The organism is Mesorhizobium sp. M0954 (assembly GCF_040319155.1).
Lineage (GTDB): Bacteria > Pseudomonadota > Alphaproteobacteria > Rhizobiales > Rhizobiaceae > Mesorhizobium.
This window is the reverse complement of record NZ_JAMYNR010000020.1, coordinates 25,911-49,490: the sequence shown is the minus strand read 5'-3', so window position 1 is coordinate 49,490 and position 23,580 is coordinate 25,911. Positions and strand designations below refer to the sequence as shown.

Annotated in this window: 23 protein-coding genes; 18 read left to right on the top strand and 5 right to left on the bottom strand. The window is 63.5% G+C overall.

The genetic code is table 11. The features are described from left to right. Positions 1-140 precede the first annotated feature (140 nt). The 9 genes from NKH93_RS24055 to lpdA all read left to right on the top strand — a co-directional run bounded on the left by NKH93_RS24055 (position 141) and on the right by lpdA (position 9,659). A complete protein-coding gene (locus tag NKH93_RS24055; RefSeq protein ID WP_352540826.1) occupies positions 141-512 on the top strand; it encodes a cupin domain-containing protein in 372 nt (123 codons plus the stop codon). 2 nt (positions 513-514) lie between these two features. Beyond that, positions 515-1,012, top strand: coding sequence for a DUF1579 family protein (locus tag NKH93_RS24050; protein ID WP_352920434.1), 498 nt, complete (start codon positions 515-517; stop codon positions 1,010-1,012). Positions 1,013-1,024: 12 nt separating this feature from the next. After that, positions 1,025-1,927, top strand: a complete 903-nt coding sequence (gene sucD, locus NKH93_RS24045) for a succinate--CoA ligase subunit alpha (RefSeq protein ID WP_352920437.1) — start codon at positions 1,025-1,027, stop codon at positions 1,925-1,927. Between the two features lie 126 nt (positions 1,928-2,053). Then, positions 2,054-5,041, top strand: a complete 2,988-nt coding sequence (locus NKH93_RS24040) for a 2-oxoglutarate dehydrogenase E1 component (RefSeq protein WP_352972391.1) — start codon at positions 2,054-2,056, stop codon at positions 5,039-5,041. Between the two features lie 29 nt (positions 5,042-5,070). Next, entirely contained in the window at positions 5,071-6,372 is a 1,302-nt protein-coding gene (odhB, locus tag NKH93_RS24035) for a 2-oxoglutarate dehydrogenase complex dihydrolipoyllysine-residue succinyltransferase (protein ID WP_352470805.1), read from the top strand. A gap of 9 nt (positions 6,373-6,381) precedes the next feature. Continuing rightward, positions 6,382-6,963, top strand: a complete 582-nt coding sequence (locus NKH93_RS24030) for a hypothetical protein (RefSeq protein ID WP_352832380.1) — start codon at positions 6,382-6,384, stop codon at positions 6,961-6,963. A 65-nt stretch (positions 6,964-7,028) separates the two neighbouring features. Beyond that, a complete protein-coding gene (locus NKH93_RS24025; protein WP_352920583.1) occupies positions 7,029-7,481 on the top strand; it encodes a hypothetical protein in 453 nt (150 codons plus the stop codon). Continuing rightward, entirely contained in the window at positions 7,478-8,233 is a 756-nt protein-coding gene (locus NKH93_RS24020; RefSeq protein WP_352615455.1) for an SDR family oxidoreductase, read from the top strand. The genes NKH93_RS24025 and NKH93_RS24020 overlap by 4 nt, the downstream gene beginning before the upstream one ends. Before the next feature lie 19 nt (positions 8,234-8,252). Continuing rightward, the gene (lpdA, locus tag NKH93_RS24015; RefSeq protein WP_352767376.1) at positions 8,253-9,659 is read left to right on the top strand and encodes a dihydrolipoyl dehydrogenase; all 1,407 of its coding nucleotides are present in this window, start codon (positions 8,253-8,255) and stop codon (positions 9,657-9,659) included. A gap of 924 nt (positions 9,660-10,583) precedes the next feature. On the opposite strand, the gene NKH93_RS24010 is transcribed toward lpdA, so the two are convergent. Next, complete coding sequence (locus NKH93_RS24010; RefSeq protein ID WP_352972386.1) at positions 10,584-11,651, bottom strand: TraB/GumN family protein; 1,068 nt, start codon at positions 11,649-11,651, stop codon at positions 10,584-10,586. 85 nt (positions 11,652-11,736) lie between these two features. Then, complete coding sequence (locus NKH93_RS24005; RefSeq protein ID WP_352920449.1) at positions 11,737-12,675, bottom strand: tyrosine recombinase XerC; 939 nt, start codon at positions 12,673-12,675, stop codon at positions 11,737-11,739. 115 nt (positions 12,676-12,790) lie between these two features. On the opposite strand from NKH93_RS24005, the gene rimM reads away from it, so the two are divergent. Both rimM and trmD read left to right on the top strand, forming a co-directional pair. Next, entirely contained in the window at positions 12,791-13,390 is a 600-nt protein-coding gene (rimM, locus tag NKH93_RS24000) for a ribosome maturation factor RimM (RefSeq protein ID WP_352685328.1), read from the top strand. After that, positions 13,387-14,085 carry a tRNA (guanosine(37)-N1)-methyltransferase TrmD gene (trmD, locus tag NKH93_RS23995; RefSeq protein ID WP_352685327.1) on the top strand — a complete coding sequence of 233 codons (699 nt, stop codon included), beginning with the start codon at positions 13,387-13,389 and terminating at the stop codon, positions 14,083-14,085. The genes rimM and trmD overlap by 4 nt, the downstream gene beginning before the upstream one ends. Here trmD and NKH93_RS23990 read toward each other — a convergent pair. Further along, positions 14,067-14,819, bottom strand: a complete 753-nt coding sequence (locus NKH93_RS23990) for a sulfite exporter TauE/SafE family protein (protein WP_023679781.1) — start codon at positions 14,817-14,819, stop codon at positions 14,067-14,069. The genes trmD and NKH93_RS23990 overlap by 19 nt on opposite strands. Before the next feature lie 351 nt (positions 14,820-15,170). Between NKH93_RS23990 and rplS the strand changes: the two genes are divergently transcribed. The 5 genes from rplS (at position 15,171) to leuC (ending at position 20,199) form a co-directional block, all read left to right on the top strand. Beyond that, positions 15,171-15,710, top strand: coding sequence for a 50S ribosomal protein L19 (gene rplS / locus NKH93_RS23985; protein WP_254817835.1), 540 nt, complete (start codon positions 15,171-15,173; stop codon positions 15,708-15,710). A 262-nt stretch (positions 15,711-15,972) separates the two neighbouring features. Continuing rightward, positions 15,973-16,770 (top strand): transporter substrate-binding domain-containing protein, encoded by a 798-nt coding sequence (locus NKH93_RS23980; protein WP_031212709.1) that lies wholly within the window; start codon positions 15,973-15,975, stop codon positions 16,768-16,770. A 266-nt stretch (positions 16,771-17,036) separates the two neighbouring features. After that, entirely contained in the window at positions 17,037-17,852 is an 816-nt protein-coding gene (locus NKH93_RS23975) for an amino acid ABC transporter permease (protein WP_352920453.1), read from the top strand. 52 nt (positions 17,853-17,904) lie between these two features. Continuing rightward, a complete protein-coding gene (locus NKH93_RS23970) occupies positions 17,905-18,540 on the top strand; it encodes a class I SAM-dependent DNA methyltransferase (RefSeq protein ID WP_352920456.1) in 636 nt (211 codons plus the stop codon). A gap of 249 nt (positions 18,541-18,789) precedes the next feature. Next, a complete protein-coding gene (gene leuC, locus NKH93_RS23965; protein ID WP_352470795.1) occupies positions 18,790-20,199 on the top strand; it encodes a 3-isopropylmalate dehydratase large subunit in 1,410 nt (469 codons plus the stop codon). Positions 20,200-20,257: 58 nt separating this feature from the next. Here leuC and NKH93_RS23960 read toward each other — a convergent pair whose 3' ends face one another. After that, positions 20,258-20,569, bottom strand: a complete 312-nt coding sequence (locus NKH93_RS23960) for a hypothetical protein (RefSeq protein ID WP_023679773.1) — start codon at positions 20,567-20,569, stop codon at positions 20,258-20,260. Positions 20,570-20,730: 161 nt separating this feature from the next. Here NKH93_RS23960 and NKH93_RS23955 point away from each other — a divergent pair, with 161 nt between their 5' ends. Together NKH93_RS23955 and NKH93_RS23950 are read left to right on the top strand one after the other, a co-directional pair. Continuing rightward, a complete protein-coding gene (locus tag NKH93_RS23955) occupies positions 20,731-21,927 on the top strand; it encodes a GGDEF domain-containing protein (RefSeq protein WP_352767386.1) in 1,197 nt (398 codons plus the stop codon). A gap of 75 nt (positions 21,928-22,002) precedes the next feature. After that, entirely contained in the window at positions 22,003-23,223 is a 1,221-nt protein-coding gene (locus tag NKH93_RS23950; protein ID WP_352920460.1) for a GGDEF domain-containing protein, read from the top strand. Here NKH93_RS23950 and NKH93_RS23945 read toward each other — a convergent pair. After that, a complete protein-coding gene (locus NKH93_RS23945) occupies positions 23,207-23,566 on the bottom strand; it encodes a hypothetical protein (protein WP_352450158.1) in 360 nt (119 codons plus the stop codon). The genes NKH93_RS23950 and NKH93_RS23945 overlap by 17 nt on opposite strands. Between the last annotated feature and the right edge of the window lie 14 nt (positions 23,567-23,580).

Here is a 23,580-nt window from a genome sequence, read left to right as displayed (position 1 = left end):
ACCTCGTTCAGAATTGTTCTTCCAAGATCGCTTGACCTTGGGGTGCATCTTGGCGTGAGCGTCATTCTCTTCTTGGTGGGCCTCCTGTTGCTGTTTCGGATTATCCAGTGAGAACAGAGCGAGTCAGAGGTCGATAGGCGATGCCTCCGCACAAGATAAACCTCGTCGAGGCGGCGGATCAGAAGATCAAGAAGGTCTTCGATCCGCATATCGCCGGCGACGTGAACGACAGCCAGGTCAAGATCGCCAAGTTCGGCGATGTCTTCGACTGGCACGCGCATGACAATGAAGACGAAGCATTCCTGGTGCTGCGCGGCCGCATCGCCATCGATTTCCGCGACGGCACGGTTGAGCTTGGCAGCGGCGAGTTCATCGTTGTGCCGCGCGCCGTCGAGCACCGTCCGCGCTCACTGAGCGAGGAGCCTGTCGTGCTGATGTTCGAGCCGGCGACGACGCTCAACACCGGCAACGCTAAGAGCGACCTCACCGTCGCCGATCTCAAGCGGCTCTGACCATGAACGCTGCGCCCTTCTCCTCACTCTCGGCCGATCACCAGCGCCTGCGGGCGCTGGTCGGAGCGTGGCGCGGCGAGGAAGAGGTGTCGGCCACGAAATGGGCCGATGCCGGAACAGCGAGTTCGGAAATACTGGCAGAGGCACAGTTCGGCGGCCTGTTCGTAGTGCAGCGCTATCGCCAGCGCCGCGACGGCACGGTTTCGTTCGGCGCGTACAGCGTGTTCGGCTTCGACCAGCAAAACAAAATCGTCACCATGCACCAGTTCGATTCGATGGGTTTCGTGCCGATGTCGCCGGCCAAAGGCAGCTGGAACGGCACGGAGCTGGTTCTGGAGCGGTCGTCGCAGCGCGGCTCCGCGCGTGTGACTTATATTTTCGACAATGCCGATGCCTTCCGCATGCGACTGCATTTCAAACCTGCCGGCGGCGATGGCTGGCAAGACATGGTGAGCGGCGTCTACCGGCGCGTCTCGCCTTCCTCGATCAACGGTTTTTAGAAAAGGGCTCCGATGTCCATTCTCGTCGACAAGAACACCAAGGTGCTGGTGCAGGGCCTGACCGGCAAGACCGGCACGTTTCACACTGAACAGGCGCTCGCCTATCACGGCACAAAGATGGTCGGCGGCATCCACCCCAAGAAGGGCGGCGAAACCTGGACCGGCGCCAAGGGCGAGGCGCTTCCGATCTTCGCCACCGTAGCCGAAGGCAAGGCCAGGACCGGCGCCAACGCTTCGGTCGTCTACGTGCCGCCGGCGGGTGCTGCCGAAGCGATCCTGGAAGCGATCGAGGCCGAGATCCCGCTGATCGTCTGCATCACCGAGGGCATACCGGTGATGGACATGATCAAGGTCAAGGCGAGGCTCGACCGTTCGACGTCGCGGCTGATCGGGCCGAACTGCCCCGGCGTGCTGACCCCCGACGAATGCAAGATAGGCATCATGCCCGGCAACATCTTCCGCAAGGGCTCGGTCGGCGTTGTTTCCCGCTCGGGAACGCTTACCTATGAGGCGGTGTTCCAGACCACCAATGTCGGCCTCGGCCAGACCACCGCCGTCGGCATCGGCGGCGACCCGGTCAAAGGCACGGAGTTCATCGACGTGCTGGAGATGTTCCTCGCCGACGACGAGACCAAGTCGATCATCATGATCGGTGAAATCGGCGGTTCGGCCGAGGAAGACGCCGCGCAATTCCTCAAGGACGAGGCAAAGCGCGGCCGCAGCAAGCCGATGGCCGGCTTCATCGCCGGGCGCACCGCGCCGGCGGGCCGCACCATGGGCCATGCGGGCGCGGTCATCTCCGGCGGCAAGGGCGGCGCGGAAGACAAGATCGCGGCGATGGAATCGGCCGGCATCAAGGTTTCGCCGTCGCCGGCCCGGCTCGGCACGACGCTGGCCGAGGCGATCAAGGGTTAGGGGAGTAAGGGAGTACGGGAATAGGGGAGTAGGGAACAAGACGAGGGCATTTGCCCTACTCCCTTACTCCCCGATTCCCTTACTCCCCTCCAACAAAGGAGACGAAGCAAAGGCTTCGACAGTGACATGGCAAGACAAGATCAGGCCAACGACCAATTTTCGCTTACCTCTTTCCTCTATGGCGGCAATGCCGATTATATCGACGCGCTCTATGCCGCCTATGAGGACGATCCCGCTTCGGTCGATCCCGAATGGCAGGACTTCTTCGCGGCGCTGAAGGATGACGCCGGCGACGTGCGCAGGAACGCCAAGGGCGCCTCTTGGGCCAAGCCCACCTGGCCGATGCAGGCCAATGGCGAGCTGGTCTCGGCGCTGGACGGCAATTGGGGCTTGATCGAAAAGCACATCGAAAAAAAGGTCAAGGACAGGGCGGCCGGCAACGGCGCAGCGCTTTCCGACGCCGACGTGCATCAGGCGACGCGCGATTCCGTCCGCGCCATCATGATGATCCGCGCCTTCCGCATGCGCGGTCATTTGCACGCCAATCTCGATCCGCTCGGCATCGCCAAGCCGCTCGAGGACTATAACGAGCTGTCGCCGGAGAATTACGGCTTCACCGAAGCCGATTACGACCGCCCGATCTTCCTCGACAATGTACTCGGGCTGGAATTCGGCACCATCCGGCAGATGCTCGATATCCTGACCCGGACCTATTGCTCGACGCTCGGCGTCGAATTCATGCATATTTCCGATCCCGAGGAGAAGGCCTGGATCCAGGCGCGCATCGAGGGTACCGACAAGGAGATCTCCTTCACCGCCGCCGGCAAGAAGGCGATCCTGCAGAAGCTTGTCGAGGCGGAAGGCTTCGAGCAATTCATCGATGTCAAGTACAAGGGCACCAAGCGCTTCGGCCTTGATGGCGGCGAGTCGCTGATCCCGGCGCTGGAGCAGATCATCAAGCGCGGCGGCCAGCTCGGCATGAAGGAGATCGTGCTCGGCATGGCGCATCGCGGCCGGCTGAACGTGCTGTCGCAGGTGATGGCCAAGCCGCACCGCGCCATTTTCCATGAGTTCAAGGGCGGCTCGGCTGCGCCCGACGAGGTCGAGGGCTCGGGCGATGTGAAGTACCATCTCGGTGCCTCGTCGGATCGCGAGTTCGACGGCAACAAGGTGCATCTGTCGCTGACCGCCAATCCCTCGCATCTGGAAATCGTCGACCCGGTGGTGATGGGCAAGGCGCGCGCCAAACAGGACTATCTGTTCGGCCGCAGCCGCGAGGAGATCGTGCCGCTGGAAGAGCGTGCTAAGGTGCTGCCCTTGCTGCTGCATGGCGACGCCGCCTTTGCCGGCCAGGGCGTGATTGCCGAAATCCTCGGCCTGTCGGGCCTGCGCGGCCACCGCGTCGCCGGCACGCTGCATTTCATCATCAACAACCAGATCGGCTTCACCACCAACCCGCGCTTCTCGCGCTCGTCGCCCTATCCGTCCGACGTGGCCAAGATGATCGAGGCGCCGATCTTCCACGTCAATGGCGACGATCCGGAAGCCGTGGTCCATGCCACCAAGGTGGCGATCGAATTCCGCATGAAGTTCCACAAGCCTGTCGTGGTGGACATGTTCTGCTACCGCCGCTTCGGCCACAATGAGGGCGACGAGCCCGCCTTCACCCAGCCGATCATGTATCGCAAGATCCGCAACCAGAAGACGACGGTGCAGATCTATGCCGACCGGCTGATTTCCGAAGGCCACATCACCCAGGCCGAGTTCGAAAAGATGAAGGCCGATTGGCGGGCGCATCTCGAGCAGGAATTCGAGGTGGGCCAGCATTACAAGCCGAACAAGGCGGACTGGCTGGACGGCGCGTGGTCCGGCCTGCGCTCGGCCGACAACCAGGACGAACAGCGGCGCGGCAAGACCGCCGTGCCGGTCAAGATGCTGAAGGAGATCGGCAAGAAACTGACCGAGGTGCCGAAGGATTTCGAGGCGCACAGGACGATCATCCGCTTCCTCGACAACCGCCGCCAGGCGATCGAGTCCGGCGAAGGCATCGACTGGTCGACGGCCGAGGCGCTGGCCTTCGGCGCCATCCTGCTCGACGGCAATCCGATCCGGCTGTCCGGACAGGATTCGGAGCGCGGCACCTTCTCGCAGCGCCATTCCGTGCTCTACGACCAGCGCGACGAGACACGCTACATTCCGCTCAACAATCTGTCGGCGGCGCAGGCCGGCTTCGAGGTCATCAACTCGATGCTGTCGGAAGAGGCCGTGCTCGGCTTCGAATATGGCTACTCGCTGGCCGAGCCGAAGGCGCTGACGCTGTGGGAAGCGCAGTTCGGCGACTTCGCCAACGGCGCCCAGGTGGTGTTCGATCAGTTCATCTCGTCGGGCGAGCGCAAATGGCTCAGAATGTCGGGCCTCGTCTGCCTGCTGCCGCATGGCTATGAAGGCCAGGGGCCGGAGCACTCGTCGGCCCGGCTCGAGCGCTTCCTGCAGCTTTGCGCCGAAGACAATATGCAGGTCGCCAACGTCACGACGCCGGCCAATTACTTCCACATCTTGCGCCGGCAATTGAAGCGGGACTTCCGTAAGCCGCTGATCCTGATGACGCCGAAGTCGCTGCTGCGCCACAAGCGGGCGGTATCGACGCTGCCGGAAATGTCGGGCGAAAGCGCCTTTCACCGGCTGTTGTGGGACGACGCGCAGCTGCTGTCAGGCCAGGCCATCAAGCTCACCAAGGATTCGAAAATCCGCCGTGTCGTGCTCTGTTCGGGCAAGGTCTATTACGACCTCTACGAAGAGCGCGAGAAGCGCGGCATCAACGACATCTATTTGCTGCGCGTCGAGCAGCTCTATCCGTTCCCGGCCAAGGCCCTGATCACCGAACTGTCGCGCTTTCGCAATGCCGAGATGGTGTGGTGCCAGGAGGAGCCCAAGAACATGGGCGCATGGTCGTTCATCGACCCGTATCTCGAATGGGTGCTGGCGCATATCGACGCCAAGCATCAGCGGGTGCGCTATACCGGCCGGCGGGCCGCCGCCTCGCCGGCGACCGGATTGATGTCGAAGCATCTCGCCCAGCTTGCCGCCTTGCTCGACGACGCGCTTGGTGAATAGAACAGAACCGAAAGAAACGGACAGGCACAATGGCAACCGAAATCCGCGTCCCGACACTTGGTGAATCCGTCACCGAGGCGACCATCGGCAAATGGTTCAAAAAGGTCGGCGACGCGATCGCCGCCGATGAGCCGCTGGTCGAGCTCGAAACCGACAAGGTGACGGTGGAAGTGCCGGCCGCCGCCGCGGGCACGCTCGCCGAGATCGCCGTCAAGGAAGGCGAGACGGTCGGCGTCGGCGCACTGCTCGGCACGATTTCGGCGGGCGCCGGCGCGGCAGCCAATGCCGCCGCCGCTCCGGCGGACAAACAGGATGCGGTATCGCAGGCTTCGGCTCCCACCGCAGCCTCGAGCGTCAAGCAGGCCGCTGCCGAGACGGCCAAGATCGCCGGCGACGCCGGCGCGATCGAGACGCGCACAATGCCGCCGGCGCCGTCGGCGGCAAAGCTGCTGGCCGAGCACAATCTCGCGGTCGACCAGGTGTCGGGCTCGGGCAAGCGCGGCCAGGTGCTGAAAGGCGACGTGCTCGACCTTATCGCCAGGGGCGCGCCGTCGCAGCCGGCCGAAATGCCGAAGGCAGCGCCTGTACCGGCACCCGTTGCCGCGCGCGCGCCGTCCCCGGCCGACGATGCGTCGCGCGAGGAGCGCGTGCGCATGACCAAGCTGCGCCAGACGATCGCGCGCCGCCTCAAGGAAGCGCAATCGACCGCCGCCATGCTGACCACCTTCAACGAGGTCGACATGAGCGCGGTGATGGCGCTGAGGGGCAAATACAAGGACGTGTTCGAGAAGAAGCACGGCGTGAAGCTCGGCTTCATGGGCTTCTTCACCAAGGCCGTCACCCATGCGCTGAAGGAGATCCCGTCGGTCAATGCCGAGATCGACGGCACCGACATCATCTTCAAGAACTACGCTCATATCGGCGTTGCCGTCGGTACAGAGAAAGGCCTTGTCGTGCCGGTTGTGCGCAATGCCGACCAGATGTCCATCGCCGAAATCGAGAAGGACATCGGCAGGCTGGGGCTTGCGGCGCGCGACGGCAAGCTCTCCGTCGCCGATATGCAAGGCGGCACGTTCACGATTTCCAACGGTGGCGTTTACGGGTCGCTGATGTCGACGCCGATCCTCAATGCGCCGCAGTCGGGCATTTTGGGCATGCACAAGATCCAGGAGCGGCCGGTGGTGGTCGGCGGCCAGATCGTGATCCGGCCGATGATGTATCTGGCGCTGTCCTACGACCACCGCATCGTCGACGGCAAGGAAGCGGTGACTTTCCTGGTCCGGGTCAAGGAAAGCCTGGAGGATCCCGAGCGGCTGGTGCTCGACCTCTAGGGGGCTCCGGTGGCTGAGCCGATCGACCCGATAGATCTGTTCGAACTATTGTCGACAGGCCGTGCTGGCCCAATCGAGCTCGGCAAGAGCGACCGCGAGACGGTTCGCAGCTTGATAGATCCGGAGGATCTGCGGGCGGACAATCATTATCGCCACGGGGACGCCGGATCGGCGTGGTGCATCTATGGTGCCAATTGCGAGTTCTTCTTCAGTCCCGATTTTCGTCTGAGGTCGATTAGTGTCGAGCCTGTCTTCGGAAGACTGGAATCGGGTGGAACGATGGCGACTTGGTACGGCCATCTTAACGTCGATGTGGGCCGGCATCCCGTGACTTTTGCAGGCACAAAACCGATTGCCATACATACCTTGCCCAAGGCACTGCAGTTCCTGAACAAGAGCGAGTTCAAGTGGGCAATCGGCGGCGGTCGTGAGCGCGACGTCTATATTGAGCTGGCGGAGAGTTCTCGCATCTTGACTCTCAAATACGAGGTGAACGCGGTTCCGGTCGACAGGAATGAAAACGTAGCGTTTGAGATAGACTATTTTCTTTCGACGGTCTTCATCCTCGATCAAGCTGTTCAAGGCGGATAGCAGTGACGATCCGTTCTTTCTTGTCCGAAAGCCTGTCGACCGCATCGATAGCGGTCGGCGCGGCGATGATCCCGGCGGCCGCGCACGCCGCCTGCCCGCTCGAGCTCGCCGTCTATGGCGATCCTGAAAACGCCGCCGAGATCGATTTCAGGCCGACCGGCGAGTCGGCCGCCGTCACCAACAGCTTCAAGATGGTATTCGACAAGGGCGTCGTGCTCGACGGCATCGTCATGTGGACCGAGGGCGCGGCGCGGCCGCATGGCTCGCTGATGTACAAATGCCCGGCCGGCGACGTCACCGGCGACGAGCTCGCCGCCTGCACCGTGTGGGAGGGCGTCATCTACACTGCCGACGACCAGGGCGATATCACGTTGCTGCCGGGCGAAGGAAAGGATGCGCCGAAGAAGCTGATCTTGCCTGACTTGGGAGCGTCGTTGCAGATGTCGGCGGCCTATGGCGCCAACGGCTTTTCCAAGGTGCCCTGGGACGTCTTTGCCCTGAAGGGATGTCAGGAATGAGCGCGAGCGGAAAGATCCTGCTGGTGACCGGCGGCAGCCGCGGCATTGGCGCCGCTACATGCAGGCTTGCCGCCAGGGCCGGCTATCGCATTGCGGTCAATTACGCGTCGAATGCAAAAGCCGCCGAAACGGTGGTCGCCGACATCGAGGCTGCTGGCGGAGAAGCCTTCACAGTCAAGGCCGATGTCGGCAGCGAGACGGACGTATTGGCCATGTTCGAGGCTGTCGATGGCCGTTTCGGTCGGCTCGACGCGCTCGTCAACAATGCCGGCGTGGTCGACCAGAGCGCGCGCATCGACGAGCTTAGCGCTGCAAGGCTGGAGCGCATGATGCGCATCAATGTGATCGCGCCGATGCTTTGCGCCCGCGAGGCGGTGAAGCGGATGTCGACCAGGCATGGCGGCAAGGGTGGTGCCATCGCCAATGTTTCTTCGATCGCGGCAAGGCTTGGCGGGCCGGGTCAATATGTCGACTACGCCGCCTCCAAGGGCGCGGTCGATTCCTTCACCATCGGGCTTGCCCGCGAAGTGGCCGGCGAAGGCATTCGTGTCAACGCGGTCAGCCCGGGCATCATCGACACCGAAATTCATGCCTCCGGCGGGCAGCCGGATCGCGTCGAGAGAATGCGCAAGGTGGTGCCTATGCAGCGCGTCGGCACCGCCGAGGAAGTCGCAGCCGCAATTCTCTGGCTGCTGTCGGACGAGGCGTCCTACACAACCGGCGCCAATCTGGAAATCGGCGGCGGCCGCTAAAGCAAAAGGGGACAGTATCATGGCCTATGACGTCGTTATCATCGGATCGGGACCAGGCGGCTATGTCTGCGCCATCAAGGCGGCGCAGCTCGGTCTGAAGACGGCGGTGGTCGAAAAGAACCCGACCTTCGGCGGTACCTGCCTCAACATCGGCTGCATCCCGTCAAAGGCGCTGCTGCATGCGTCCGAGATGTTTGCCGAGGCCGGCCATTCCTTCGAGGCGCTCGGCGTCGAGATCGGCGCGCCCAAGCTCAACCTTGGGAAGATGATGGCACACAAGGATGCGACGGTGACGGCCAACGTCAATGGCGTCGCCTTCCTGTTCAAGAAGAACAAGATCGACAGTTTTCGTGGCACCGGCAAGGTGGTTGCGGCCGGCAAGGTGTCGGTGACCTCCGATGACGGCAAGGTCGAGGAGATCGAGACCAAGAACATCGTCATCGCCACCGGCTCCGACGTCGCCGGCATTCCCGGCGTCAAGGTCGATTTCGATGAGAAGGTGATCGTCTCGTCGACCGGCGCGCTGTCGCTGGACAAGGTGCCGGGCCATCTGGTGGTGGTCGGTGGTGGTGTCATCGGTCTGGAGCTCGGCTCGGTATGGGCGCGGCTCGGCGCCAAGGTCACCGTGGTCGAGTTCCTCGACACCATCCTGGGCGGCATGGATGGCGAGGTCTCCAAGCAGTTCCAGCGCCTGCTGTCGAAGCAGGGCTTTGAATTCAGGCTGGGCGCCAAGGTGACCGGCGTCGCCAAGGCCAAGAAGGGGGCGACGGTTACCTTCGAGCCGGTCAAGGGCGGAGCAGCCGAGACGATCGAGGCGGACGCGGTGCTGATTGCGACGGGACGACGGGCCTATTCGGACGCTCTCGGGCTGAAGGAGGCCGGCGTCGACGTCGACGAGCGCGGCCGGGTCAAGACCGACGGCCATCTCAGGACCAACGTGCCCGGCATCTACGCCATCGGCGATGTCATCGCCGGGCCGATGCTTGCCCACAAGGCCGAAGACGAGGGCGTGGCGGTGGCCGAGACCATCGCCGGCCAGGCCGGTCATGTGAACTATGACGTGATTCCGAGCGTCGTCTACACGACGCCGGAAATCGCCACGATCGGCAAGACCGAAGAAGAATTGAAGAAGGCCGGCATCGACTACAAGGCCGGAAAATTCCCGTTCAGCGCCAATGGCCGCGCGCGCGCCATGCTGCACACCGACGGCTTTGTGAAAATCCTGGCCGACAAGGCCAGCGACCGTGTACTCGGCGTCCACATCGTCGGCTTCGGCGCCGGCGAGATGATCCACGAGGCGGCCGTGCTGATGGAATTTGGCGGCTCGTCGGAAGACCTAGCCCGCACCTGTCACGCCCATCCGACAATGTCGGAAGCGGTAAAGGAGGCGGCATTGGCGACGTTCTTCAAGCCGATCCATATCTGAGCGGTTGAATCGCAGGCGACGGTGGCGATTGGCGAAATAGCCAATCTCCCCCCAAGTGGCCCCAAGTGGGGAGATGTCCGGCAGGACAGAGAGGGGCGCGAAGGGTCACCACAGACGGCTTCCATTCTCAACCGCAGATGGATTCCAGGGTCTCCGCGATGTCGCTTCGCTCCTGCTCCGCGCTGGATGACGAAGATGAAGTTAGCCCATGGCTAATCGCAGCTCAGAGCATCGACGGCTGCTCTCAAAAAAACGGCCCGCCTTTCAGCGGACCGTTCATATATTAAATCAGCAGTCTGATCACTGAGCCGGTGCCGGCGCTGGTGCTGGTGCTGGTGCCGGGGCCGGGGCCGGGGCGGGCGCAGGGGCCGGAGCCGGAGCCGGAGCCGGAGCGGGTGTTGCCGGAGCTGGCGCAGGAGCCGGTTCGGCTGGTTTCATCGGCTCGGCGGGCGCTGGGGCGGGAGCCGGTGTGCTGGCTGCGGGCGGTTCGGCAGGCGCAGGTGCCTCGCTACGTCTTCCAAAAACATAATAGGCGACAATTGCCAGGATAACGACGACCAGGGCAATCAGCCAGCCGCTGCCGCCGCCGCTTGGCCGTGCGGAGCCCGGCGAGGTGAATGGGTCGTTCGGATTGGGTGTGTTCGCCATAAAAGTGTCCTCCGTGGATGAAAAACATCAAGTAATAGCCATCAACGTACAATCGTTGAATCGGTTTCACATTAGGCGTTGAAAACGCCGAAAACAGGGCAATTCTGATCCGGAATCGCTCGCAGGCATGCATTTCCACCGCAAAATGGGTTCGATCGAGCCAAACCGAACCTTTTTCGGTTTCTTGGCACGAAGCGCGGCTGGTCCGCCGTCGCGCCACGCGTAAGGGCTGATCCCGCCTCGGCAATGATTCGGTGTGCAACTCCGCCGTGTCGTTCAGTTGACGGCGGTCACCGTATAGCCGGTCTTGCGGAAACCCTCGACCAAGCCTTGCGCTCCGGGAAGGTGCATGGCGCCGACCGCCATGAAGACATTGCCGTGGGCGAGGATCGGCGCTGCACGATCGACCATCACCTTGTTGCGGCTGGTGATCATGGTCTGCTCGAATTCGGCGTAACCCGATTGGTCGTCGACCTGTTCGGGGACGACAGCCCGAAACAGCGGTACATACATGCCAGTGTCGCCACGCCGGTAAAGCACGATCATGGTTTCGTTGACGTCGTTCACCTTGTCGCCAAGCTTCAGCGTATCGACCAGCCCCTTCAGGTGAAAGGCGATCGGCAGCGAAGCCATGGCGCGCAGCTGGTCGGCGATTGTCTCCAGCCCCTCGACCGATTTGCCCGAAGCCTCGGCGTCCTTGGCAAGCTTGACGTCGAGCACCGGCGCACCGCCAGCCTGGCGAGCTACTTCGCATGCAGGTAGCGCCACCATCGCCGACAGCAACCAAGGTTTCATCTTGGCGACGGTCGCTGGCGGGATGCCACGCGCATCGAGCGCCTTGTTGACCACCGCCGCATCCTCCGGCGACAGCAGCGACGAAAGCGTCGTCTTGTCGGTGAACATCATCAGATCCGGCTCTTTCAGCATTGCTGCCATCATCTTCTGCTTGTCGAGCACTTCGGTGGTCTCGATGATGACGGTGCCAGCCGCATCGAATGCCTTCTGCGCGGCGGGTGGCAGCGTGGTGACGCGCGGGTCGGTAACGTGCATGGTGCCGAACAGGAAGGACGGTTTTTCGCCCGATTTTTCGAGCTTCCACAGCAGGCCCTTGCCGTTCGGCGTCGCTGCCGCCTCCGCCTCGATCTTGCGGTAGGCAGCCGGGTCGTCCTTTTGCAGCGCGCTCAGCATATCGCTACCGGTGCAGGCCGAAGTCTCGGCGCGTGCCTTGCCCGCCGCGAGCAGCGCGACGATGAGGAAAGAGAGGAAAAACAGGGCGTTGAGCGCGACGAGCAGCTTCAGCGACATATGGGTCGCGCGGTCGGCGATGGCGATGAGGCGTTTCATGCTGCGGTTCTAGGCGCAAAAAGCGGCAAAACGGTTAACCGGCGCATCAAAATTGTTGCGAGATGGCCACCGACACATGCATCGATCACGCACGAGGATGAGCTGCTTCGTAAATCTCGAGCAGCCTGGCGGTGTCGACGCCGGCGTATATCTGGGTTGTCGACAGGCTGGCGTGGCCGAGCAACTCCTGGATGGTGCGCAGGTCGCCGCCGCGCCCTAGCAGATGCGTGGCGAAGGAATGGCGCAGCGCATGCGGCGTCGCCGTGTCGGGCAGGTTGAGCGCCGAGCGCAGCTTGGCCATGTCGCGCTGGACGATTGCCGGGTTGAGTGGGCCGCCGCGGGCACCGCGAAACAGCAGGCCCTTGGGATCGAGATGCCAAGGGCAGAGGCGGCGGTATTCGGCAATCGCCCGCAGCGCCACCGGCAGCACCGGCACCAGCCGGGTCTTGCCACCCTTGCCGGTGACGCGCAGCACGGTATCACCAGGTGAGGAAAGATCGGCGCTCGACAGGCCGAGCGCCTCGGAAATCCGCAAACCGGACCCATAGAGCAGGGTCAGCACGGCGGCGTTGCGCGCGGCAATCCACGGCTCCTCCGCCAGTTGGCCTTCCACCGAGACGACGTGTTTTGCATCGCTTGCGGTCAGCGGCTTGGGCAGCGATTTCGGCTGCCGCGGCGCGCGCAAGGCTGTCGCACCTGCCGCATTGGCGAGGCCGCGCCTTTCCAGGAAACGCAACAGCGAGCGGATGCCGGCCAGCCCGCGCCCGAGCGTGCGGGCGCCGGCGCCCTCAGCACGGCGGGCAGCGAGAAAGCCGCGCAAATCGGCGGGGCGCAGATCGGCGATGTCGGAAATGCCGGGCGAGCCGCCGCAATGGCCGGTCAGGAAATGCAGGAACTGGCGTGTGTCGCGCTCATAAGCCTCGACGGTTTCGGGCGACAGCCGGCGTTCGCGCGCCAGCATCTTCAGCCAGGCCTCGCGCGCCGCCTGCAGGTCGGGTTTTGCCGATATGAGGAATTCCTGCATTGCACTCTTCCAGTTCCCCGCCATCTTCCGGCACGCGGGTTAGGAAGCGGTGAAGAGCGGCGTCATTGAAATGACGACGGGCTGGGGTTAGAGCAAGGCAAAGGATTTTCCGCAGATGAGCAAGCCGCAAAACCCCGTCCAGATGGCCGTGATCGGTGCCGCGCACGGCATCAAGGGCGAATTGCGCGTCAAGAGCTTTACCGGCGACCCGCTGGCGCTGGCCGATTACGGTCCCCTCTACGCCAGGGACGGCCGCGCCTTCCAGATCGTTGACATCAGGCCCGCCAACACCGTGGTGGTGGTGCGCTTCAAAGGCGTCAACGACCGCAATGCCGCCGAGGCGCTGGCCGGCACCGAATTGTTCGTCGATCGTTCGGTGTTGCCCGATGAGGGCGAAGAGGATGAATTCTACCATGCCGACCTCGTCGGACTGGAGGTCAAGGACGACACCGGTGCGGTCGTCGGCAAGGTCGTCGCCGTGCACAATTTCGGCGGCGGCGACATTCTCGACGTGACGCTGGCGGGGCGCAAGGGCGTGCTCATCCCGTTCACTCAGGCCGCCGTTCCGGAAGTGTCGATCGCCGGCGGCTTTGTCCGCGTTGATCCAGCCGCCGCAGGTTTGGTCGAGGATGAGGACGGCGAGCCTCCCGCTGACGACGGTTTCGACCCCAGGGGCAGGCCGCGCGGGCCGAGGGACGCCGGAGGCAACCGGTGAGTTTTTCGGCTTCGGTGCTGACGCTCTATCCCGAGATGTTTCCCGGCGCGCTTGGCCTGTCGCTGGCCGGCCGCGCCCTCGAGACCGGCATTTGGTCGCTCGAAACGATCCAGATCCGCGACTTTGCCAGCGATCGTCACCGTACCGTCGATGACACGCCGGCCGGCGGCGGCGCCGGCATGGTGATGCGGGCAGACGTGCTGGCCAGCGCCATTGACCATGCCTCGCCGGCAGCCGATCCACGTCCGCGCCTGCTGATGAGCCCGCGCGGCAAGCCGCTGAACCAGGCACGCGTGCGCGAACTCGCCGCTGGGCCGGGTGCGGTGATCGTCTGCGGCCGCTTCGAAGGCGTCGACCAGCGGGTCATTGAGGCGCGCGGCCTCGAAGAAGTTTCGATCGGCGACTTCATCCTGTCCGGCGGCGAGCCGGCGGCACTGGTGCTGCTCGACGCCGTGGTGCGCCTGCTGCCCGGCGTCATGGGCAATGCGGAATCGGGCGAGGAAGAGAGCTTTGAAAACGGCCTGCTCGAACATCCGCATTACACACGGCCGCAGGAATTCGAGGGGCGGCCGATCCCCGAAGTGCTGATTTCGGGCAATCACAGGAAGATCGCGGCGTGGCGGCGGGCCGAAGCGGAGAGGCTGACGAAGGAGCGACGCCCGGATCTGTCAGCCGCTCAGCCCTTATCGAAATAGTAGAAAGCCAGGAACAGGCCGACGGCGATGACGAAGCCGCGCACCGCGTTCTGCGGCACGCGCCTGGCGATCCAGACGCCGGCATAGCCACCCAGCGCGCCACCCGGGATCATGATGATCGCCTGCAGCCAGGCAATGACGCCGCCCGAGACGAAGACGAGGATGGCAACCGCAGCAATGACCACGGCCAGCATGTTCTTCAATGCGTTCAGCCGGTGATAGTCGCCGGACTGGGTGAGACCGAGCGTCGCCAGCATCATGACGCCCATGCCGGCGCCGAAGAAGCCGCCATAGACGGCGGTGGCGAACTGCGCCAGCGACCCGACCAGCGAACCTACCGCGGCCTCATGCTCCGGCTTGGGCGCCGGCTTCAGCCATGGCCCGGCAGCGAACAATGCGGTTGCCGCCAGCAGCAGCCACGGCACCAAGGCGCGGAACGACGGGTTGTCGAGCCCTAGAAGGATGAGCGCGCCAGACAGCGCACCGAGAGCCGAAATGAGGCTGAGCAGCAGTGCGCCACGCCAGAAATGCTTGATGTCGTGCCAATAGGCGAGCGTCGAGGTGATGTAGCCAGGAAATTGCGTCACCGACGATGTCGCATTGGCGACGATCGGCGGCAGGCCGGCCAGGGTCATGGCGCCAAAGGTTATGAACGTGCCGCCGCCGGCAACGGCATTGACCGCGCCTGATAGAAAGCCGGCGAGAAAGAGCAGGACCGCGTCCAAGATTGGCATGAGGGTGTCGTCGCTGGAGGAAAATGCTTATCTTCCGGCTTAGGAAGCTTGACGCGCGGGCGCAACCCCCTGGACCACAAGCGATCACGGGATTGCCACAGCCGAACAGCGCCAAAAAAGAAACAGCGAAGGCGTGACAAAGCGCCGAAATAGCTGTATGTGCGCGCCGAACCGGAAGAAAATATGCCAAGAGCGATCTTCTGGCCCGTCAACAATGACGGTGTAGTCGCCCCTGCCCGATGTTCTCGAACAGAAGTTCTCGAACGAAGGGCATAGCCGAGCGGTCGATGCGACTGCAAGGCGAGTGTCGGACGCTCTGACTGTCGGAAGAACAAGAAGTGGATTATTGAGATGGACATCCTCCGTCAGCTCGAGGCCGAGCAGGCCGCCAAGATCGAAGCCAAGCGCAAGCTCCCCGAATTCCAGCCCGGCGATACCGTGCGCGTCCAGGTCCGTGTGACCGAAGGCACCCGCACCCGCGTCCAGGCCTATGAGGGCGTCGTCATCGCCCGCGCCGGCGCCGGCTTCCAGGAAAACTTCACCGTCCGCAAGATCTCCTACGGCGAAGGCGTGGAGCGGGTGTTCCCGGTCTATTCACCGATGGTCGAAGGCGTCGAGATCGTGCGCCGCGGCAAGGTGCGTCGCGCCAAGCTGTACTATTTGCGTGACCGTCGCGGCAAATCGGCCCGCATTTCGGAAAACACCGGCGTGCGCGCCCGCAAGCTGAACGACGAAGAGCGCGATGCGCTGAACGCCGAGAAGGCGCGCATCGAGGCCGAGAAAGTGGCCGCCGCCCAGGCGCTGGCCGCCGAGAAGGCCGCGCAGGACGCCGCCGAGAAGAAGGCCGCCGACGAGGCCGCCAAGGCCGCGGAAGCAGCTGCCGCCGAATAAGGCTCTTCAAGAACGTATTTTCGGAAAGGCGGCTTCGGCCGCCTTTTTGTTTCGCGAGGCGGATTCTATTTTGCCGGGCTGCATCGGCCGCAATCGATACGGATCGTTCCGTAATGCCGCCGTTGAAAGCATTGAAATCCATTTTCGTGCCGAACGCCGCATCGGAGCGGCTTGCAAGGCGCCGGCGGAAAGCTAAAGTCGGCGCCGGATTTCCTGCATGCCTCGGCCGATCGAGGCGGTTCAGTTCCTGGGGAGCATCGTCATGATCAATTCGAAACTGCTGCTGGCCGGCCTGCTGGCTTGCCTTCTCGTGCCTGTCGCGGCTCTGGCGCAGGCGCTGCCCGACCTCGGCGGCAAGAAAGTGGTGGTGGTGACCGAAAACGCCTATCCGCCGCTGCAGTTCATCGATGCCAAGACCGGCAAGCAGATCGGTTGGGAATATGACGCGATGAACGAGATCGCCAAACGGCTGAATTTCAAGGTCGAGTACCAGAATACCTCCTGGGACGCGATGATCCAGGCGGTTTCCGACAATCAGTACAACATCGGCATGACCGGCATCACCATCAAGGACGACCGCAAGCAGAAGGTCGATTTCTCCGATCCGTATATGCGCTCGGAACAGTTCATGCTGGTGCGCGGCGACGAGAAGCGCTTCACCGATGCAAAGACGTTCGCCGCCTTCAAGGACGGGCTGATCGGCGCGCAGGCCGGCACCACGCCCTTCTACACCGCCGTCTACAGCGTGCTCGACGGCAACGAGCAGAACCCGCGCATCAAGCTGTTCGAGACATTCGGCGCGACGGTGCAGGCGCTGAAGGCCGGCGACGTCGACGTCGTGCTCACCGACGGCACTGCCGGCAAGGGCTATGTCGATGCGTCCAATGGCGGCCTTAAGCTGATCGGCGGCCCACTCGGCACCGAGGATTTCGGCTTCATCTTCCCCAAGGGCTCCGACCTGGTGAAGCCGGTCAACGCGGCAATCGCCGCGCTCAAGGCCGACGGTACGCTCGACGCGCTCAACAAGAAGTGGTTCCTTGATTACAAGATGGGGCAGTAGGCCCGCTTGTTGCGCGCATTTCATGACGATTGTGCGCGGGAACTCGCGCTGACTCTGCGCTCGTACACCCCCCTCTGTCCTGCCGGACATCTCCCCCTCAAGGGGGGAGATCGGATTTCGCATCGGCTTTCGCCAATTTTCAGTGTTGCAGAACGGGCCGCGAGGTCAAAGCTGCCGATCTCCCCCCTTGAGGGGGAGATGGCCGGCAGGCCAGAGGGGGGTGTGACAGAACGCTGCCTTCGTGACTCTGTTATCGGTACCGCTTGATGCCGTCGGCGCCTCTCGCCTCAGCCAAATCCGACTTCCCGTGGTGGCTTGCCGTGGCCGTGGCGATCGCCTTGGCCGCCGCCATCTTCATCGCTGCCAGCGACGTCTATGCCCAGGTCTTCGCAACCGTCGCCAAGGGCATCGGCGTCACCATCTTCGTCACGGTGGTCGCCTTCGCGCTGGCTTGCGCGATCGGCCTCGGCGTCGCGCTGATGGGCCTGTCGGGCTCACGCTGGCTCAGCCAGATCGCCCGCTTGTACGTCGAGATCATCCGCGGCGTGCCGATGCTGGTGCTGTTGTTCTGGATCGCCTTTGCCGGCGCGCCGGCCTTCGTCGCGGCATGGAACGCGCTGATGGCGCCGCTGCAAAGCGCCGGCCTCTTCGGTGAGCTGCTGGTACGCGACGTGTCGTTGCTTTGGCGCGCCGTCATGGCGCTGACCATCGGCTATTCGGCCTTCATCTCGGAGGTGTTCCGCGCCGGTATCCAGGCGGTCGAGAAGGGGCAGATCGAAGCGGCCAAGGCGCTCGGGCTGACGCGCACCCAGCGCTTCCGGCTGGTCATCTTTCCGCAGGCGATCCGCACTATCATGCCGCCGCTCGGCAATGATTTCGTCGCCATGGTCAAGGATTCCTCGCTGGTCTCGGTGCTCGGCGTCGCCGACATCACCCAGATGGGCAAGATCTACGCCGCCGGCTCGTTCCGCTTCTTCGAAACCTATTCGATCGTCGCCTATATCTATCTCATCCTGACCGTCGGCCTGTCGTTGGCCTTGCGGGCGCTGGAGAAGCGGCTGCGCCACCAGCATGGGGAATAGAAGGCAGGCGAAAACGGCGCTACCATCGAGCGGACGCGACCGGGGAGGACCCATGATCATCGACAAGGCCAATGCGGCGCTGGAAGCGGTCTATACGGCCGACACGCCTGAGACGCTCGCCAAGGCCTATGCGCAATGGGCCGCGACCTATGACGGCGAAACCGCGGCGCTCGGCTATCTCCTGCCGTTCCTGATCACCGCCTGGGTGGCGCGCCATGTGCCGCCGGGCGAAGGGCCGCTGCTCGACGCCGGTTGCGGCACCGGCCTGTCGGGGCCGTCGCTCAAGGCACTCGGCTACCACGATATTGCCGGGCTCGACCTGTCGCAGGACATGCTGAAAATCGCCGGCAGCCGGCAGGCCTACAGCGAGCTGAAACAGGCGATGCTCGGCGGGCCATTGCCTTGGGCGGACGGGTATTTCCGCGCCTTTTTCTCGACCGGCGTGTTCACCATCAGCCACGCACCGGCGTCGGGCCTGCGTGAACTGATACGCATCACCAGGACGGGCGGCCACGCCATCTTCACGGTCCGCGATCAGGTGTTTGAAAGCGGCGGGTTCAAGGCCGTGTTTGGCGAACTGGAGCAGGCGAAAAAATGGCGGCCGGTCGAGGAGAGCCCGTGGTTCCGCTGCTACGCAATCGCCGAGCCCGACGCGCTGGTGAAGACGTTTGTGTTCGAGGTGCTGTGAAGCGCCTGCGAAGGCCGCCACGATTGCTGAAAAGCCAAAACATTGATATGAGCAGCGCCATGGAAGAGCTTTTTGGCGATCCGGCCTATAAGGGTTTCGTGCTGCAGGACAGAAAACGCCTGCCGTCGCGATTTTCCGCGCGCGTCTGCGGGGCGCTGACCAGCCGACTTAGCTAGGGCGGACTCGCCAGGCTGTTTCGCCGGTCCGACCGGCGTCGTTTTCCCTTTTTAAATCGACGGATTTAAGCAAATGAGCGCACCGCGCACCCTCTACGACAAGATTTTCGACGACCATGTCGTCGACCGCCAGGACGACGGCACCTGCCTGCTCTATATCGACCGCCATCTGGTCCACGAAGTCACCAGCCCGCAGGCTTTCGAAGGCCTGCGCATGACCGGCCGCAAGGTTCGGCATCCGGAAAAGACGCTGGCCGTGGTCGACCACAATGTGTCGACCTCGCCCGAGCGCAAGTTCGGCATCAAGAACGAGGAAAGCCGCATCCAGGTCGAGGCGCTGGCCAAGAACGCCAAGGATTTCGGTATCGAATATTATTCCGAGAAGGATATCCGCCAGGGCATCGTCCACATCATCGGTCCCGAGCAAGGCTTTACGCTGCCCGGCATGACCATCGTCTGCGGCGACAGTCACACCTCGACGCATGGCGCGTTCGGGGCGCTGGCGCATGGCATCGGCACCTCGGAAGTCGAGCATGTGCTGGCGACGCAGACGCTGATCCAGCGCAAGGCCAAGAACATGCTGGTGCGCGTCGACGGCGCACTGCCGGAAGGCGTCACCGCCAAGGACATCATCCTCGCCATCATCGGCGAGATCGGCACGGCCGGCGGCACCGGCTATGTCATCGAATATGCGGGCGAGGCAATCCGTGCGCTGTCGATGGAAGGCCGCATGACGATCTGCAACATGTCGATCGAAGCCGGCGCGCGCGCCGGCCTGATCGCGCCCGACGAGACCACCTTCGCCTATGTCAAGGACAAGCCGCGCGCCCCCAAGGGCGAAGCCTGGGACGCCGCGCTCGCCTACTGGAAGACGCTGCAGTCCGACGAAGGCGCGCATTTCAACAAGGTGGTCGTGCTCGACGCGGCAAAGCTGCCGCCGATCGTCTCCTGGGGCTCCTCGCCCGAGGACGTGGTCTCGGTGCAAGGCATCGTGCCGAACCCGGACGACATCACTGATGAGAACAAGCGCACCTCCAAGCAGCGCGCACTCGACTATATGGGCCTGAAGCCGGGCACCAAGATCACCGATATCGAACTCGATCGCGTCTTCATCGGCTCCTGCACCAATGGCCGCATCGAGGATCTGCGCGCCGCCGCCAAGGTGATCGAGGGCAGACAAGTCAATCCGCGGGTCAGTGCGATGATCGTGCCGGGCTCCGGCTTGGTCAAGGAACAGGCAGAGGCCGAAGGCCTCGACAAGATCTTTGTCGCCGCCGGCTTTGACTGGCGTGAGCCGGGCTGCTCGATGTGCCTTGCCATGAACGACGACCGGCTGAAGCCGCATGAGCGCTGCGCCTCGACCTCGAACCGCAATTTCGAAGGGCGCCAAGGCTTCAAGGGCCGGACCCATCTGGTGTCGCCGGCAATGGCCGCGGCGGCGGCGATCGCCGGCCATTTCGTCGACATCCGCGAGTGGAAATAGGGCAGGCGCGCGCAGTCGGATATGAGGAGCCCGAGGCGCAATGCGGTTCGGGCATTCTTCAGTCGGGCCGCCTGACGAATTCGTGGAATCCCTCACGGCGGCCGGGTTGGTCCTTTGCGACGACCAGCGCCAGTTGGCGCTCGTCGAAGAGTTTGAACCATTCATCCCATTCGACCAGTTCGTAGCCGCCGGCATTGACCGGACGTTCGGCCTCATCCTGGTCCTGATAGGCATGCTGGCCGAAGACCAGCCTCAGCATGGGCTGCGTTCCGGCTTCGGGCGACACGTCGACGATCGCCGGAAAGCCGGCGCGTGCCGCGGCCCATGAGCGAATTGCATCGTGATCGGTCAGCATGATCGTGTCGGCCATCGGAGCGTCTCCTGGTTGCCGTCGTGAAACGCCGCTCGCCGTTCGCGGTTCCGCCCAGCGGCTTTGTCGACGCACCTGTCGTATATTCGCTTTCGCTTAACCGCTTGTTTGGGCTTCCGCTCTAAGGTCCTCCAAGGGGAAGCGAGGGGAAATTACAGCGCTTGGACACCGGCCTGCTCATAGCGCTGCTCAATCCAGGCATCGCCCTCACACTCGGCGCGGCATTTCTCGTGCTGTGGTTCTATCAGCGCCACCGTCCCTATCTGGCTGTGCTGGCGGCGGGCTACTCGGCCTCGGCCGCAGGCTTCCTGCTCCAGTATTTCACGCTGCCGGTCGGCATGGCGCCGACCAAGCTCATCTCGATCCTGTGCTTCACCTTCGCCACCTGCTGTCTCGCCGGCGCGGTCATTGCGCGCTATGGGCGGCGCGTGCCTTACCCGGCGGTCGGCATTCTGGCCTGCGGCGGCCTGGCCGCGTTCTCGTGGTTTCTTTTTGCCCGGCCGGATCTCACCTGGCGCATCCTTGCCATCAATTTCAGCTTCGGCGGCATCAGCCTGGTTGTCGCCGCCGAGTTGCGCGTGGTGCGCAACAACGGCCCGACAGAAATGATCCTGTTCGTGCTGTCGCTGCTTTCCGGCCTGAACTTCCTGGCGCGGACGCTTGCCGTCGTCATCGCGCATGGGCCGTTCACCAGCTATGAAGGGCTTTACTCCTCGTCCTACTGGACGACGGCTCTGCTGTCGCATGCATTGCTGTCGCTGCTTATTGCGCTTTGCCTGTTCGGCGCCGCCGCGCTCGATGTGATGAAGGCCCTGAAGACCGAAACCCTGACAGACCCGCTGTCGGGCCTGCTCAACCGCCGCGGCTTCGAGGAGCGCGCCATGCTTGTCCTGCAGCACTGTGCCACGGCGCAATTGCCGGTTGCTCTGGTGCTTGCCGATCTCGATCATTTCAAGGCGCTCAACGATCAACATGGCCACGCGGCCGGCGATCGCGTCATCGCCGACTTCGCTGCCAAGCTTCTGTCGGCTGCAGGTACGCGCGGCGTTGCCGGCCGCATCGGCGGCGAAGAGTTCGCCGTGCTTTTGCCGCTCAGCGACCTTGGCGCGGCAAGACTGTTTGCCGAAACCATTCGCACGCTCTATTCGGCGGACAGAATCGACGGGCTTCCGCCCGAGACAAGAGTGACCGCCAGCTTCGGCGTGGCCGCCCGCGCCAGCGACGAAGGGCTGGACCCGCTGATGCGCCGCGCCGACGAAGCGCTCTACAGAGCCAAAAGGAGTGGCCGCGACAGCGTATGCCTGTCCTATCAGCGGCCTGAGACGGTCGTCCTTCCCAATAGGACCAGTGCTGGCTGAGCGTCAGCGACGGCTTCGAATTAACGTCTTTTTCGCGCGTTGGTGATTTGCTGTTCGGGGGAGTGCCAAAACGCCATGGGCAGCGCTAATTTCATCCTGCTGATCAACCTGTTCGTTGCCGGGCTGCTGGCGGCGGCCTTCATGACGATCACGGTCTATGACGCCGGCCGGGTGTCGGCACGCTGGCTGGCGTTCGGCTATGTGCTCGGCACGGCTTATTTCGCGATCGAGTTCAGCATTCCTGCCTTCGACAATGCGCGCCCCGTGGTTGTCGCCGCCTTTGCCGCCTTCCTTGGCGCTACCGTCGCCTTCAATGGCGGGCTTGCCCATAAATACCGCGTTTCGCCGCCTTGGCCGCCGATGCTGTTCTTCCTGGTCTTCGCCACCCTCGCGGTCTACTTCGTGCAGGACCTGCCACGCCAATCCTTTGTGCGAATGGCGGCCTACCAGCTTCCCTATGCGGCCATGCAGTTCACCGGGCTGGCGATCGTCTTGTCGTCCAGGCAAAGACGCGAGCAGCTCGACTATATGCTGATGGCTGTCCTGGCGGCCAGCACCTTGCAGTTCGCCAGCAAACCCTTCATCGCCCATGCGCTTGGTGGCTGGGGTGCCAACCCGCAATCTTATGCGCAGACCAGCTATGCGTTGGTGTCGCAGTCGGTCGGCACCGTGTTCGGCCTGGCGCTTGCGCTGGTGACATTGGCTATCCTGGTCCGCGACGTGCTCGCCGAGGCGACGTCGAAATCGGAAACCGACACGCTTTCGCGGCTGCTCAACCGTGGCGGCTTCGAGCGCCATGCCGAGATCGCACTGCGTGACGCCATGCGGCGCGCCGTTCCAGCGGCACTGGTCATTGCCGATCTCGACCATTTCAAGCGCATCAACGATACTTACGGCCACGCGTCGGGCGATCGGGTCATCGAGACCTTTGCCGGTTTTCTCCGCGATGCCGCGGCCGACCATCATGTCGCCGGCCGCATCGGCGGCGAGGAATTCGCGATTTTCCTGCCGGGGACCAATCTAGCCGCCGCCCGGCTCTTTGCCGAGGGCACGCGGAGCGCCTTCGGTGCCACGCCGATCGACTGCCTGCCCGCGGATCACCGCTGCAGCGCCAGCTTCGGCGTTGCCGAGCTTGGTCCGGGCGAAAGCTTTTCCGACCTGCTGCGGCGCGCCGACAAAGCGCTCTATCAGGCGAAGGGCAGCGGTCGCGATTGCGTGCGTGTCTCGGTGGGGCCGGCTGTTGCCCTGCCGGCGCCGTCAACCAAGGGCGGCATGGCCGTCAGCGGCAGGGGCTGAGCTCCGGCATTTCGCCGTCGGAGAGGCCGTACATATAGCTGCGGCCCTTGACGAAAACCGGCGGCCTATAGCAGTCGCCGCCGCGGACATCGTCCGATTCGTTTTCGTAGATCACGTCGGGCTGGCCGGCGCTGGTGTAGTCGGACAATTCCTTGGCCAGCTTGCCCTCGCCAACGAGGATACGCTTGTAGCCGGCGGCGCTGTCGATGACGAGATTGCCGAAGGAATCGGCATAGACGCGGTCATGATGGCGCGTCCCGGCGAATGCCGGTGCGACGACGCCGACGGCGAGCGCCGCCAATAGGAACCAGGGAAGGCGCGATCCTGCTGAATTCGAATGCATGGCGTGCTGCTCCA

What these genes read in the sequence shown, in the direction of transcription:
- NKH93_RS24055 (WP_352540826.1), top strand. Translation starts at nt 141, where the DNA reads ATGCCTCCGCACAAGATAAACCTCGTCGAGGCGGCGGATCAGAAGATC.
- NKH93_RS24050 (WP_352920434.1), top strand. Translation starts at nt 515, where the DNA reads ATGAACGCTGCGCCCTTCTCCTCACTCTCGGCCGATCACCAGCGCCTG.
- sucD (WP_352920437.1), top strand. Translation starts at nt 1,025, where the DNA reads ATGTCCATTCTCGTCGACAAGAACACCAAGGTGCTGGTGCAGGGCCTG.
- NKH93_RS24040 (WP_352972391.1), top strand. Translation starts at nt 2,054, where the DNA reads ATGGCAAGACAAGATCAGGCCAACGACCAATTTTCGCTTACCTCTTTC.
- odhB (WP_352470805.1), top strand. Translation starts at nt 5,071, where the DNA reads ATGGCAACCGAAATCCGCGTCCCGACACTTGGTGAATCCGTCACCGAG.
- NKH93_RS24025 (WP_352920583.1), top strand. Translation starts at nt 7,029, where the DNA reads ATGATCCCGGCGGCCGCGCACGCCGCCTGCCCGCTCGAGCTCGCCGTC.
- NKH93_RS24020 (WP_352615455.1), top strand. Translation starts at nt 7,478, where the DNA reads ATGAGCGCGAGCGGAAAGATCCTGCTGGTGACCGGCGGCAGCCGCGGC.
- lpdA (WP_352767376.1), top strand. Translation starts at nt 8,253, where the DNA reads ATGGCCTATGACGTCGTTATCATCGGATCGGGACCAGGCGGCTATGTC.
- NKH93_RS24010 (WP_352972386.1), bottom strand. Translation starts at nt 11,651, where the DNA reads ATGAAACGCCTCATCGCCATCGCCGACCGCGCGACCCATATGTCGCTG.
- NKH93_RS24005 (WP_352920449.1), bottom strand. Translation starts at nt 12,675, where the DNA reads ATGCAGGAATTCCTCATATCGGCAAAACCCGACCTGCAGGCGGCGCGC.
- rimM (WP_352685328.1), top strand. Translation starts at nt 12,791, where the DNA reads ATGAGCAAGCCGCAAAACCCCGTCCAGATGGCCGTGATCGGTGCCGCG.
- NKH93_RS23990 (WP_023679781.1), bottom strand. Translation starts at nt 14,819, where the DNA reads ATGCCAATCTTGGACGCGGTCCTGCTCTTTCTCGCCGGCTTTCTATCA.
- rplS (WP_254817835.1), top strand. Translation starts at nt 15,171, where the DNA reads ATGGACATCCTCCGTCAGCTCGAGGCCGAGCAGGCCGCCAAGATCGAA.
- NKH93_RS23980 (WP_031212709.1), top strand. Translation starts at nt 15,973, where the DNA reads ATGATCAATTCGAAACTGCTGCTGGCCGGCCTGCTGGCTTGCCTTCTC.
- NKH93_RS23975 (WP_352920453.1), top strand. Translation starts at nt 17,037, where the DNA reads ATGCCGTCGGCGCCTCTCGCCTCAGCCAAATCCGACTTCCCGTGGTGG.
- NKH93_RS23970 (WP_352920456.1), top strand. Translation starts at nt 17,905, where the DNA reads ATGATCATCGACAAGGCCAATGCGGCGCTGGAAGCGGTCTATACGGCC.
- leuC (WP_352470795.1), top strand. Translation starts at nt 18,790, where the DNA reads ATGAGCGCACCGCGCACCCTCTACGACAAGATTTTCGACGACCATGTC.
- NKH93_RS23960 (WP_023679773.1), bottom strand. Translation starts at nt 20,569, where the DNA reads ATGGCCGACACGATCATGCTGACCGATCACGATGCAATTCGCTCATGG.
- NKH93_RS23950 (WP_352920460.1), top strand. Translation starts at nt 22,003, where the DNA reads ATGGGCAGCGCTAATTTCATCCTGCTGATCAACCTGTTCGTTGCCGGG.
- NKH93_RS23945 (WP_352450158.1), bottom strand. Translation starts at nt 23,566, where the DNA reads ATGCATTCGAATTCAGCAGGATCGCGCCTTCCCTGGTTCCTATTGGCG.